Origin of the sequence: Streptosporangium fragile, from assembly GCF_039534445.1 — a bacterium.
GTDB classification, from domain to species: domain Bacteria; phylum Actinomycetota; class Actinomycetes; order Streptosporangiales; family Streptosporangiaceae; genus Streptosporangium; species Streptosporangium fragile.
The window spans coordinates 74,455-87,434 of sequence record NZ_BAAAVI010000008.1 but is presented as its reverse complement, the minus strand read 5'-3'; the positions used below and the strand labels follow the sequence as shown (position 1 = coordinate 87,434).

The 12,980-nt window shown below is 69.3% G+C and carries 8 protein-coding genes; 5 read left to right on the top strand and 3 right to left on the bottom strand.

From position 1 onward, the window contains the following. The first annotated feature begins 42 nt into the window (after positions 1 to 42). A complete protein-coding gene (locus ABD841_RS07630; RefSeq protein WP_344969237.1) occupies positions 43 to 1,611 on the top strand; it encodes a DUF1593 domain-containing protein in 1,569 nt (522 codons plus the stop codon). Between the two features lie 1,043 nt (positions 1,612 to 2,654). Here ABD841_RS07630 and ABD841_RS07625 read toward each other — a convergent pair. Continuing rightward, on the bottom strand, positions 2,655 to 3,068 hold the full coding sequence (locus tag ABD841_RS07625) for a VOC family protein (RefSeq protein ID WP_344969235.1): 414 nt from the start codon (positions 3,066 to 3,068) through the stop codon (positions 2,655 to 2,657). 643 nt (positions 3,069 to 3,711) lie between these two features. Here ABD841_RS07625 and rph point away from each other — a divergent pair. Beyond that, the gene (gene rph / locus ABD841_RS07620; RefSeq protein ID WP_344969395.1) at positions 3,712 to 6,309 is read left to right on the top strand and encodes a rifamycin-inactivating phosphotransferase; all 2,598 of its coding nucleotides are present in this window, start codon (positions 3,712 to 3,714) and stop codon (positions 6,307 to 6,309) included. Positions 6,310 to 7,265: 956 nt separating this feature from the next. On the opposite strand, the gene ABD841_RS07615 is transcribed toward rph, so the two are convergent. Together ABD841_RS07615 and ABD841_RS07610 are read right to left on the bottom strand one after the other, a co-directional pair. Further along, positions 7,266 to 8,540 (bottom strand): phytase, encoded by a 1,275-nt coding sequence (locus ABD841_RS07615; protein ID WP_344969234.1) that lies wholly within the window; start codon positions 8,538 to 8,540, stop codon positions 7,266 to 7,268. Positions 8,541 to 8,624: 84 nt separating this feature from the next. Further along, entirely contained in the window at positions 8,625 to 9,791 is a 1,167-nt protein-coding gene (locus ABD841_RS07610) for an ABC transporter substrate-binding protein (RefSeq protein ID WP_344969232.1), read from the bottom strand. Positions 9,792 to 9,996: 205 nt separating this feature from the next. On the opposite strand from ABD841_RS07610, the gene ABD841_RS07605 reads away from it, so the two are divergent. Genes ABD841_RS07605 through ABD841_RS07595 form a run of 3 tightly spaced genes read left to right on the top strand, consistent with a single transcriptional unit; the run spans position 9,997 to position 12,903 of the window. Next, positions 9,997 to 10,968 (top strand): Gfo/Idh/MocA family protein, encoded by a 972-nt coding sequence (locus ABD841_RS07605; RefSeq protein ID WP_344969230.1) that lies wholly within the window; start codon positions 9,997 to 9,999, stop codon positions 10,966 to 10,968. Between the two features lie 29 nt (positions 10,969 to 10,997). Next, on the top strand, positions 10,998 to 11,957 hold the full coding sequence (iolC, locus tag ABD841_RS07600; protein ID WP_344969393.1) for a 5-dehydro-2-deoxygluconokinase: 960 nt from the start codon (positions 10,998 to 11,000) through the stop codon (positions 11,955 to 11,957). Continuing rightward, a complete protein-coding gene (locus ABD841_RS07595; RefSeq protein ID WP_344969228.1) occupies positions 11,950 to 12,903 on the top strand; it encodes a Cgl0159 family (beta/alpha)8-fold protein in 954 nt (317 codons plus the stop codon). The genes iolC and ABD841_RS07595 overlap by 8 nt, the downstream gene beginning before the upstream one ends. Positions 12,904 to 12,980: the final 77 nt, after the last annotated feature.

Sequence of the window (12,980 nt, the reverse complement as noted above, 5' to 3'; positions counted from 1 at the left end):
CATTTCTCAGTACCGCACGCCCTGCGGAAGAAAGACGCACGAATGAAAAAACCCGCCTCATTGCTGCGCACCCCCCTGAAACGGACGACGATTCCGGCCCTGGCCGCCGCCGTTCTGTGCGGCCTGGTGACCGCCGGTCCGGCCGCGGCCGACGACACCCGGAAACCGGCCGACGACAAGCCGCGCGTCATCCTCATGTCCGACCCCGAACTGGACGACCAGAACACGCTCATCCGCTACCTGCTCTACAGCAACGAGTTCGACACCGAAGCACTGGTCTATTCCAGCAGCGGCGTGCATTGGGCCGGCGACGGCAAGGGCACGAAGTGGTTCGTGCCGGGACGCGAATACACCCGGTTCGGACTGAACCTGTGCCCGTGCACCTCATGGCGCTGGAAGCCCGGCGAGCGCTTCATTCACGAGGCGGTCGACATCTACGAGCGGGTGTACCCGAATCTGCGCACGCACGCCGACGGATATCCCGACCCGGGTGAGCTGAAGTCGAGAATCCTCAACGGCAACATCGAGTTCGACGGCGACATATCGAAGGACACCCCCGGGTCCGACCTTGTCCGGCGAGCGCTGCTCGACAACCGGCCGGGACCCGTCTACCTGCTCACCGGCGCCGGCCAGAGCACGATCGCCCGGGCGCTGAAATCCATCAAGGACCAGTACGAGAACACCCCGCAGTGGCCGGCCGTCTACGAGAAGGTGTCGCAGAAGGCGGTCATCCAGTCCTTCGGCGACCAGGACGACACCTACGCCAACTACATCAAGCCCAACTGGCCGGACATCGAGTTCCGCCAGATGTCCACCAGGATCTGGGGATACGGTGCGCGCAACGCCGTGCGACCGGAGGACGCCAAGTACCTCTCCTCCCAGTGGACGAAGGCCAACGTGTCGCAGGTCGGGCCGTTCGGCGAGTTCTACCGCGTCTGGGGCGACGAAAAGCAGATGGTCCCCGGCGACATCTTCGACTATTTCGGTTTCTCCGGCCTGACAACCGAACAGCTCAGGGCGATGGGCTACATCGTGTGGACCCCACCGCAGGAGAAGGGATCGTGGATCTCCGAAGGAGACACCTCGATCTTCATGAACTTGCTCGACAACGGGCTGCGCGGCTACGTCGATGCGAGCTATGGCGGCTGGGGCGGCCGGAACGGGCCCGACGTCGATCCCGGTGGGACCCCTTCCTCCGATTACTCCTCGGCCCGCTGGTTCGGCGCGGCGCAGGAGGACTTCGCCGCGCGGATGAAGTGGACCGTCACCCCGAGATACTCCGCCGCGAACCACCGGCCCAGCGTCAAGGTGAGCGGACAGTCGGACCGCGACGTCCGCCGGGGCGAGGTGGTCACGCTCGTCGGGCACGCCACGGATCCCGATCGGAACACCGTGACCAGCAAGTGGTGGCAGTACGCCGACGCCGACACCTACCCCGGCACCGTCACGCTCAAGCAGAGCTCGCCCGGCCGGGACCTCGCCAAGGTGCGATTGCGCGTCCCCGACGACGCGGCGCCCGGCCAGACCATCCACCTGATCCTGCAGAGCACCGACGACGGCTCTCCGACCCTCACCTCCTACCAGCGTGTCGTGCTGACCGTGAAGGGCTGAGCACCCGCCGTTCGAGGGCGGCCGGGGAGGATATCCCGCGGACCCCGCCGCCCCTCAGCCCGTCGTACCCTGCGTGATCAAGGACGCGACGGCTCGCATGGCGCCTGGCGGCGACGCCGGCCGCGGCTCTGCTGCCAGCCGGCATCGCCGCCAGGCGCCGCCCCGGGCGGTCCTGACGAAAGATAATCCCGCAAACTTGCCGGAAAGTGGCCGCCCGGTGCTCAAGCGTCGCCAGGGCGCCGAGTCGGCACGTCGACCGGAACAGCCCAGGCTCCTGGTTTTGAGTCTTTAGTCCTTGTGTTTTTGGTTGCGTCTTCTTGGGTGTGAAACCCGAGCCGTCGGCTTTACAATGTAGATTAATTAGTCGACGCTCCGCTCGGCCCTCCGCTCCCGCCGCTGTCCCCCGTCCAGGACTTCTCAAGGTCCTCGGCGGGCTTGAACGGCACCCCTGACCGTTCGGATGTGGTTCACCAAGCCGCTGTCCGCTCTCCCCGGACCTGGCCCGAGAGCGCCGGCAACGGCCAAGGACCCGGCCGATCGCCCGACCGCCCGTCTGATCCTTGAGACCCTCGTGGCACCGATCGGCGGATCGGCTGGTGACGTGGACGCCCGGATGACCGCGGGCGCTGCCATGACTGGTACTCCTACACCCGTGACCTGCTCCTGTCGACTGGATCGCGGGAGAAATCCGCCGATCAGGACGGGGAACGGCGGCGCCAAGGCGGTGCCGGGATCGCGACCCCGGCACCGCCTCTCTCCGGAGGCCGCTGGCGTGAGCTCGGACGGAGACTCCCGGGCATCGGCCGACGGTGAGCGCCCACCTGGCTGACAGACAGAAGCCGCTGCCCCTTCCGGGTTTACTCGGTCTGCCCCCAAGACGACCGCGCAAAATTCCGATCCAGGAAAGGCCAGGTCAAACCGTCTCAGACGCTCTCGAGGGCTTAGCGCCAGTTTTCGTTCCGATGTTTCTCAACCCCCGAGTCCGGCCAGCGTGCCCGGCAGTTGCCGCGTCACCCACACTCGCCAGAGGCTTTCCTCGGCGGCTACTCCGCGTAGGGCTGGTCCGTTCCCTGGGCGCTGTAGCCGAGGCTCCAGATGTAGCCGTCCGGGTCCGCGAAGGAGCCGCCGTACCCGCCCCACGGCAGGGCGCCGGCGGGCTTGAGGATCGTGGCGCCGGCCTTCTCGGCCTGCGCGATGATCTCGTCGACCCGCGCCTCACTACGGACGACATAGGTGAGCACCAGCCCGCTGAAGCCGCTGCCTTCCGGGCTCGCGCCCACCTGGCCGGCCAGGCCCTCGCGGCCGTAGAAGCCGACGAGCGAGCCTCCGTCCGATTCGAAGAACACCGAGACGCCGTAGTCGTCCTTGACCTTCCAGCCGAGCCCTTCCGTGTAGAACTGCTTGGCCCGGCCCAGGTCCCGGACGCCGAGGAGGATCGAGCTAACGTGCGCTTTCATGCCATGTCTCCTTTGTGCTTGAGGGATGATGCACATGAGGGTCACGCTACGAACGGCTCCGTGCCCGGCGCTTCTTGATTCGTGATCGGTTTGGTCGCCTGTATCGCCGCCCGGGTGGCATCCCCACCGTCGCGCACCGCGCGGCGCCCGTAGGTGCCGAGCGATGTCAACGGCCAAGCGCGTGTGGCTCCGGCGCGAAGTGTGCGCTGTTGCGGCCAGACGTGATGCCGTCCTCGTCAGCAACGGCTGCGGTCGGGCGCGGAGCAGGGGACAGTATGGTCCACCGTCCGGGGTGGGTCTTGAAGTGCGAGGTGCGCGACCAGGCGCTCCAGGGATTCCAGGGGTTCCCCGGCCGCGGTGGTCACTTCCGCTGCGCCGACGCTGCGGGTGGTGATCCCGGTGGTGGCCGTGCGGATGACCGGGTCGGGGTAGCCGGCGTCGGCGGTCGGGAGGTTGCCGCCGCCGAGCGTGAACGGCGGCCCGGGATACCGGTGTGGGCGAGGTCGGGTCAAGTTGCGCGCGCCGCTCCCCGCCATTTTCACCTTATATCAGATTCGCGCGCCTCATGAGGCGCCGGAAAGTGCTTCATACTTGCCCGTTGCGAACCGACCCGACGGACGATGGAGCAACGGAATTGGGTTATGTGCTGGGTTTCGAGGAGATCGACTCGACGAATATCGCAGACGTCGGCGGAAAGGGGGTGCACCTGGGCGAGCTCTCGCGAATCAATGGCATCCGCGTGCCGGACGGCTTCTGCGTCACGACAGACGCCTTCCGGCGGGTCGTGGCCGAGGCGCCGTCGATCGACGCTCAGCTTGACCTGCTGTCGCGCGTGAAACCGGACGACCACGCGGCGATCCGCACCCTGAGCGCCGATATCCGCCGCGTCGTCGAAGGCGTCGCGGTTCCCGACGATCTTGTGGCAGCGATCAGCGAATCGCTCGCCCGGCTCGGGGAGCAAGCCTCCTACGCGGTGCGTTCCAGCGCGACGGCCGAGGACCTGCCGACCGCGTCCTTCGCCGGCCAGCAGGACTCGTACCTGAACATCGTGGGCCTACCGGCGATCCTTCGGCACGTCCGGAGGTGCTGGGCCTCGCTGTTCACCGAGCGGGCAGTGACCTACCGGCGCCGTAATGGCTTCGACCACCGCAAGGTACGGATGGCCGTGGTCGTACAGCAGATGGTGTTCCCGGACGCGGCCGGGATCCTCTTCACCGCGGACCCCGTGACCTCGAACCGGAAAATCGCCACGGTGGAAGCCGGTTGGGGGCTCGGCGAGGCGCTTGTCTCCGGTCTGGTCGCCGGGGACGTCTACACGGTGCGCGACGATCAGGTCGTCACCGCAGCGGTCGCCACCAAGCCGCGGTTCGTCCAGGCGTCGCCGGGAGGCGGCACCCAGGACGCACCGATCGAACCGCAGCGGCAGACGCAGCCGGCTCTGACGGATGCACAGGTCGTGCGCCTGGTGCAGCTGGGCCGGCGCATCGAAGCGCACTTCGGCAGGCCCCAGGACATCGAATGGTGCCTGGTCGGCGATGACTTCCACATCGTCCAGAGCCGGCCGATCACCACCCTGTTCCCCATCCCCAGGACCGATGACCAAGAGAACCATGTCTACGTCTCCGTCGGTCACCAGCAGATGATGACCGACGCGATGAAGCCGCTGGGACTCTCCCTGTGGCAGCTGACGACCCCACGGCCGATGCACGAGGCGGGCGGACGGTTGTTCGTCGACGTAGCCCCCGTCCTGGCGACGCCCGCGGGTCGCGCGTACCTCCTCGGAACCCTGGGGAAGTCCGACCCGCTGATTCGGGACGCGCTGCAGACTCTCCTCGACCGCGGCGACTTCATCCGCTCGCTTCCGGACGAAGATTCCATCGCCGCACCCGCCGGTGACTCACCCGCCCCGATCGAGACCGATCCGGCCGTTGTCACCCAGCTGATCCGACACAGTCAGGCGTCCGTCGCCACCCTGCGGAGCGAGATCCGGGCTCTGTCCGGGCCGGCGCTGTTCGACTTCATCCTGGCCGACCTCGCAGAGCTGAAGCGCATCCTGTTCTCTCCGCGGAGCCACCAGGTGATCATGGCGGGGATGGAGGCGGCCTGGTGGCTCAATGACCACCTCGAGGCGTGGCTGGGCGAGAAGAACGCGGCCGACGCGCTCACGCTATCCGTCCCCCACAACGTCACGTCGGAGATGGGGCTGGCGCTCCTCGACGTCGCGGACACAATCCGACCGCACGCGGACGTCGTGGCGTTCTTGCAGCGCGTCGTGGACGAAGGCCGGGAGGGCGACGGCTTCCTGAACGAGCTGGCCGGGCTGACCGGCGGGCGGGAAGCACGTGACGCCATCCGGGGCTACCTCGACGAGTACGGCATGCGCTGCGCGGGCGAGATCGACATCACCAGAACGCGCTGGAGCGAGCAGCCCACCACGCTCGTGCCCACCATCCTCGGCAATATCAAGAACTTCGAGCCGGGCGCCGGCAAACGACACTTCGAACAGGGACGCCTGGAGTCACGACGGAAGGAACAGGAACTTCTGACGCGATTGCGCGCCCTACCCCAGGGGGAGCAGAAGGCCGAGGAGACCAAGCGGATGATCGACCGCGTCCGCACCTTCGCCGGGTACCGGGAGTACCCCAAGTACGGCATGGTCAGCCGCTACTTCGCCTACAAGCAGGCGTTGCTGCGGGAAGCCGATCGCCTCGTGCGCTCCGGCATCCTGCGCGAGAAAGAAGACATCTTCTTCCTCCGGTTCGAGGAGTTGCAAGAAGTCGTGCGCACCAACGAGGTGGACGCCGAACTCATTCTGGAAAGGCGGGAGGCGTTCCGGTCGTACGAGGCGCTCACACCGCCCCGGGTCCTCACGTCGGACGGCGAGACCATCAGCGGCCGGTATCGGCGTGACGACGCCCCGCCCGGCGCGCTGGCCGGCCTCCCGGTCTCGGCCGGGACCGTCGAGGGCCGGGCCCGTGTCGTCATGGACATGGCGCAGGCCGACCTTGAGACGGGCGACATCCTGGTCACCGCCTACACCGACCCCAGCTGGACCCCCCTGTTCGTCACCGTCGCCGGACTGGTGACGGAGGTAGGCGGCCTTATGACGCACGGGGCGGTGATCGCGCGGGAGTACGGCTTGCCGGCCGTTGTGGGTGTGGAGCAGGCCACCCGGCTGATCCGGGACGGGCAGCGGATCCGCGTTCACGGAACCGACGGGTACGTCCAGATCCTCGACTGAACCGTCCCTCGGACCCGGGACTCCGGCACTCGAGGTGGACCGTCTTCGGCACCCGATCACTGAGCCTGAATCCACGACCCGGTTCCGGCTGATCATTTTGGTCTTTCAGGTCATGTCTGTGCTGCTGGGACGGTTGCGGAGAGCGCGCAGATCCGCTCGTTCTCACAGCACGAAGAGTCATGCCTCCAGGCACGGCGCCAGGGCATGATCAGCGTCGACGACAGGACGCCGGGGAGCACGGAACGTTACCATCACGCTCCACCGGAGCGACAGTTCGCGACAGGAGAAGATCGTCGTCAGGGGGGAGGGCGGCGAGTTCACCCGACCGGTGCGTGGCCAACGATCACCGGGATGGCCGGCGGAGGCGGGACCGCCCACGTATGAATCACCCGGTGAAGACCATGGTGAGCGCCCTGGCGGTCGTCACGGGGCGGCTGGTCGTACGCACTGAGGAGAGGCGGCCCGGGGCGCCGGCCCGGGGTGCCGCCGCTGGGGCATCCGTGTCGTGGTGACCAGCGACGCCAGTGCCTGCCCCCTGGGGTGGGGAGAGGCCGGTCGCGGCGGCCATGCTGCCGCGACCGGCCTCTCCGACGATCTCGTCCAGGCGCTCACCGCGCTGCAGGCGCTTCGCCGAGCAGTATCGGCGCGCCTGCAGATAGGACCCGGCCGCTGCCACCAGGGCAGGCTTCCAACGCCCGCGAGGACGCGCCCGGCTCCGCCTGCGCCCGGTGGCGCGACAGGCTGTCCGGAACCGCCGAGGCACCTGGGGGCAGGGTGGCACGCGCCGGCCGGGCGGTACGGACAGGACAGTGACGGGGCCTGTGGCCAGGCCCCGTGAAGTCACTGGGCGCGCATGAGCGCCTCCCTGCCGGGGCCGGCGGATCCCGTTGAGGACTCGAAGTCAGCCCGTCGCCGGGTCGGACCCCGGCAGGAGGCGCTCATCCACATCGTCACCGTCAGTCGCGCGGGTCCCAGCCGTCGGTGTCGACAGCCAGGTCGAGCTCGGCTGCGATGTCGCCCCAGTCGGCGTACTTGAAGTCGGTGTTCTCGCGATCGGGCACCTCGGGGCCGTTGGCTCCGTCGTGGGCGACGAACAGGCCGTCCTCGAAGTCCCCCAACGGAACGTTGAGCACGGTCGAGCCGTCGCTGTGCTCGACGCTGTCGATGCCGTCGTCCTCACCGATGCGGAACTGGCCGAGGTAGGCGTTGCCGCTCTCGCGGCGGTAGACGGCGAAGGTGTTGTCGCCCTGGCTCGAGGCCAGCAGGTAGCCCTTGCCGTCCCCGCGGTAGTAGATCGTGAGTCCCTCGGCGTCCGCCGTCAGGTGCGTGCCGCCGAAGCCCGGGTCGGCGCCCGGGGTGCACTCCTCCGTCTCGGGGTCGTAGGTGCCCGGCACGCCGAACTCCCTGACCTTGTCCATCAGGACCGGCGTGCCGGTCAGGTCGGCGCGCATGCGCCAGATACCGACGTCCTCCTGGGCGGCGTAGAGCACGTCGCGCTGCTGGTCCACCACCATGCCTTCGACCTGGGCCAGCTCGTCGGGTTCCATGCAGGGAGTCCACGACTGGCCGTTGGGCAGGGTGAAGGAGGCGGGCAGGTCCAGGGTTCTGACGAGCTGGTAACCGACCTTGCCGCCGGGCTTGGACAGCAGCTTGACCAGGCCGATGGAGGTCTTGTGACGTCGGCTCACCAGGGCGTAGGTGCCGGTGGAGTCCTTCCAGGCGGTCAGGCCGTAGGCGGTCTCGGCGTCGTTGACCTCCTCCTGGGTGGAGTTGAACACGAACGGCGCGCCCGGGTCGGTCACGTCGGTGAGGTGGCCGTCGGAAATGGCGTAGACGCGGAGCTGGTCGCGCCCGCGGTCGGAGACGACGGCCAGGTCACGGCCACCGAAGCCGTACGTCACGTCGACGTTGTTGAAGCGGCCCGCCTCATCGTCCGGCCCCGGCGCGGTCGGCGCCGGGATGTGCTGGAGCTGCCGGCCGTCGAGGTCGTAGACGTAGAGCCCGCCTTCCTTGGCGGTGGCGACCACCACGCTGTCGTCGGAGTCGGACGGGTCGACCCAGACCGCCGGGTCGTCGCCGTTGGCGTTGCCGCCGGCCTCGTCGTCGAACAGGGCGGGTGTCTCCACCTGGGGGTCGATCGAGGGGATGGACGAGCCGGCGGCGGGAACGGCCAAGCCGCCGGCCAGCGTGAGGGTGAGCGCCGCGAGGAGCAGCGTCGAACGTCTGGACACTATGTTCCTTTCGCTTGACATATGAATGTCAGGACATATCGCTGCACAGAGCTGCCCGCCCGGCTGCCCGGGCGGGTTGGTGGATCAGCTGTGGTTGACCCGCCAGAAGTCGGACATCACCTGGCGGTTCTGCAGGTCGGCGACCAGGCCCTTGGGGTCGGTGTGGAAGAGCTGGCCCTGCCAGTCCGTCAGCCCGGGCGGGCTGACGAGCGGCTTGACCGTGCTGTTCCCGGAGATCCCGCCCTCGCCGATCTCGTGCTTGACACCCTCTTCGGTCATGATGAAGCGCACATACAGCTTGGCCGCGTTGGGGTGCTTGGACTTGCCGGCCACGGCCACGTACTTGGGGTAGCTGAACCCGACGAACGGGTCGAGCCCTTCGCACGTGGCCTGCGCGTAGCCCTTCTCCTCGTTGTTGCGGAACTTCGAGATCGACATGAAGCCGATCTTCTTGTCGGTGGCGCTTGGGGCGCCCACCGCGCCGGAGATGTCCTCGTCGGAGCCGGTGAGCACCGGCTGGTTGGCGGCGACCCGCTTGACCCACTCCCAGGCGGCGTTCTGCTCCTCGGTCTCCAGCGGCTTGCCGTACCTGGCCTGGTAGGCCTTCTCCAGCTCGTCGCTACCGTGCATGACGAGCTGGGTGAAGAACGAGAGCACGGTCGGCTTGCCCAGCGGGTCCTGCATGACCAGCTTGCCCGCCCACTCCTTCTCGGTCAGATCCCAGATGTTCTTGACCGGGCAGCCACCGGGTGACAGCTTGCTGTTGTAGGCGAAGATCGTCGCCTTCGACAGCGCGAGCAGAGGGTTGCGGTTCTCCTCCGGGATCTGGTCCTTCAGGTCGGCGGGCACCCAGGTCCGGACGACGCCCTGCGGGATGAGCCGGCCCACCAGCACCCCGCCGTCCTCGTACATCGCCGCGTCGATCGTGACGTTGTCGGCGGCGTGCTCCCTGGTCATCTTCTCGGCGGTCTGCGGAGTGTCGGACTTCACGCCCTCCATCCTGATGCCGTACTTCTCGGTGAACGCCTTGGCCACCTCCTCGATGTCGCCGCTGGAGTCGTAGACCAGCAGGCTGCCTTCCTTCTTGGCCGCCGCGACCAGCGCATCCAGGTCAAGGCTCGCGTCGACCGAGGCGGCGGGCAGGGGTTTCGCCCCGGTCGTGGCCGACGAGCCACCGCCGCCGGTGGAGGGTGCGCACGCGGCAGCGAGCACGAGCAGTGCCGCAGGGACGGTCTTCCGGATACGCCTCATGGTGGCGGTACTCCTCTGAAGTGCATGGCCGTACGCGCCGCTCACAGCCCCGACCGGCGCCGCAGTGGGCTCCAAGATGAACTGGAGGTTAATGAATTGTCAAGACATAATTATGTCCATCAGTTGGACTAGTCCTTATGTCAGGACAAAGCATTGACGTTCACCTGACGTTCATCTACAACTGGAGCCCCCGATAGGAGGCGCCATGCGTGTAGGTCTAGTGGGTCTTGGGCGAATTGGCAGCTTTCATGCGCGAACCCTGTCCGGCCTGGTCGACGAGCTGCTGGTGGCCGACGCCGATCCGGCTCTGGCCGAGCAGGTGGCCCGGGACGTCGGAGCCCGGGTGGGCGATCCGTGGGACGCGGACGCCGTGGTCATCGCGACGCCCACGTCCACCCATGCCGAGCTGCTGCGACAAGCGTGCGAGCGGCGGATCCCGGTGTTCTGCGAGAAGCCGGCCGCCCCGACGGTCGCGGAGACCGTACGGGTGGCCGAGGCCGCCGAGCGCAGCGGGACGATGATCCACATCGGCTTCCAGCGGCGCTTCGACGCCGGCTTCGCCGCAGCCCGCCAGGCGCTGCTGGGCGGCGAGCTGGGCGAGTTGCACCGGGTCCATCTGCTGACCGGCGACCCGAAACCGCCGCCGCCCGAGTACGTCCCCGTCTCCGGCGGGATCTTCCGCGACTGCCACATCCACGACTTCGACATCCTGCGCTGGGTCACCGGCCGTGAGGCCGACACCGTCTACGCCGCGGGCGCCAACCGCGGCGAGGCGTTCTTCGCCGAGGCGGACGACGTGGACACCAGCGCCGCCCTGATCACGATGGCCGACGGCACGCTCGTCACGCTGCAGGGCGCCCGCTACAACGGCGCCGGCTACGACGTGCGGATGGAACTCGGCGGCACCCTGAACACCTGGGTCGTCGGGCTCGGCGAGCGCGCCCCCCTGCACCTGGCCGACGACGGCCGCCGCCCGGCCGACCCCTGGCCGGACTTCCAGACCAGGTTCGCCGACGCCTACGTCGCGGAGATGCGCGCGTTCCTCACGGCGGCCAGAGGCGAGCGGGAAAGCCCCTGCACCGCCCGCGACGCCCTGGCCGCCCTCCACCTCGCGGAGGCGGCCGACCTGTCACGCCGCGCGGGCCGCCCGGTCCGGCTCCAGGAGGTGACCGGGTGAAGGTCGCCGCTGCCCCCATTTCCCGGGGCGTGACCGAGGTGCTCACCATGGGGCGGGCCGGCGTGGACCTCTACCCGCACCAGATCGGGGTCTCACTGCGCGCGGTGGAGACGTTCGGCAAGTACCTGGGCGGCAGCCCGGCGAACGTGGCCGTGGCGGCCGCGCGGCTCGGCCGCTCCGCCGCGGTGATCACCAGGACGGGAGCCGACCCCTTCGGTGCGTTCGTCCGTGACGCGCTGCGCGGGTACGGCGTGGACGACCGGCACGTGGCGGACGTAACCGGGCTGCCGACGCCGGTGACGTTCTGCGAGATCCGCCCGCCCGAGGACTTCCCCCTGTACTTCTACCGCCGGCCCAAAGCCCCGGACCTGGAGATCCGGGCGGACGAGCTGGACCTGGCGGCCGTGGCGCAGTCCAAGGTGTTCTGGACGACCCTCACCGGGCTGTCGCAGGAGCCCTCGCGCGAGGCGCACCTCACCGCCTGGCGCGCGCGTGGGCGCAAGCCGTACACGGTGCTGGATCTGGACTACCGCCCGTCGTTCTGGCCGGACGCGCGCGCCGCCGCCGAGCAGGCCAGGAACGCCGTGGAGCACGCCACCGTGGTCGTGGGCAACGTGGACGAGGCCGAGGTGGCCACCGGGGCGCGGGAGCCGTACCCGGCCGGCCGCGCCCTGCTGGACGCGGGGGTCGAGCTGGTGATCGTCAAGCGGGGCTCCGTCGGCGTGCTGGCCATGACCGCAGAGGAGTGCGTCGAGGTGCCCGCGGTGCGTGTCGAGGTGGTCAACGGGCTCGGTGCCGGTGACGCCTTCGGCGGCGCGCTCTGCCACGGCCTGCTGGCCGGCTGGCCGCTCACGCGCACCGTGGCGTTCGCCAACGCCGCCGGCGCCATCGTCGCCGGCCGGCTGGCGTGCGCCCCGGCGATGCCCACGGCCCGGGAGATCGACGACATGCTGACCGCCCGCGACGCCGAGGAGGCCGCGCATGCCTGAGGAATCCCTCTACCGGCTCCGCGAGGACCGCGCCCACCGGCTCCGCGAGGACCGCGCCCACCGGCTCCGCGAGGACCGCGCCCGCCGGCTCCGCGAGGACCGCGCCCGCCGCCCCGAGCGGGTGACGACGCTCGCCGCCGCGCGCCGGCGCAGGCCGGTGCTGGCCGGCCGGGACAAGCTGCTGATCATCGCCGCCGACCATCCCGCCAGGGGCGCGCTGGGCGTCGGTGACCGCCCGCTGGCCATGGAGAGCCGCCTCGACCTGCTCGACCGGATCCTGGCCGCGCTCGCCCACCCCGGCGTGGACGGCCTGCTGGCCACCCCCGACGTCGTCGAGGACCTGCTGCTGCTCGGCGCGCTCGACGACAAGCTGGTCATCGGCTCGATGAACAGGGGCGGCGTCCAGGGCTCTGTGTTCGAGTTCGACGACCGGTTCACCGCCTACGACGCCGGGTCGATCGCGAAGATGGGCCTGGACGGCGGCAAGATGCTCTGCCGGATCGCGCCGGACGACCCCGCGACGGCGGGGACTCTGGAGCGCTGCGGTCAGGCCGTCTCCGGCCTTGCCGGGCTCGGCCTGATGGCCATGATCGAGCCTTTCTGGTCCAGGCACGTCGACGGCGCGGTCAGGCACGACCTGTCGGCCGCGGCGATGATCCGGGCGATCAGCGTGGTCCAGGCGCTCGGCACGACCTCCGCACGCACCTGGCTGAAGATCCCGGTCATCGAGGACATGGAGCGCGTGATGGCGGCCACCACGCTGCCCACCCTACTGCTCGGCGGCGACCCCGGGCAGGCGGCCGACGAGGCGTTCGCCGCGTGGGGCAAGGCGCTGCGCCAGCCCGGCGCGCGCGGCCTGGTCGTGGGCCGGGCGCTGCTGTACCCGCCTGGCGACGACGTGGCCGCGGCGGTGGACACGGCGGTGAGCCTGCTGGAGGAGTCATGACCCTCATCCCGTACGGCGAGGCCGCCCCGGGCCCCACCGGTTTCGCCCACCCGCCGATCGACCCCCGGCTGCCGGTG

Bases quoted from the DNA above. Each gene is read 5' to 3' on its own strand.
- ABD841_RS07630 (WP_344969237.1), top strand. From the start codon at position 43: ATGAAAAAACCCGCCTCATTGCTGCGCACCCCCCTGAAACGGACGACG.
- ABD841_RS07625 (WP_344969235.1), bottom strand. From the start codon at position 3,068: ATGAAAGCGCACGTTAGCTCGATCCTCCTCGGCGTCCGGGACCTGGGC.
- ABD841_RS07605 (WP_344969230.1), top strand. From the start codon at position 9,997: ATGCGTGTAGGTCTAGTGGGTCTTGGGCGAATTGGCAGCTTTCATGCG.
- ABD841_RS07595 (WP_344969228.1), top strand. From the start codon at position 11,950: ATGCCTGAGGAATCCCTCTACCGGCTCCGCGAGGACCGCGCCCACCGG.
- ABD841_RS07610 (WP_344969232.1), bottom strand. From the start codon at position 9,791: ATGAGGCGTATCCGGAAGACCGTCCCTGCGGCACTGCTCGTGCTCGCT.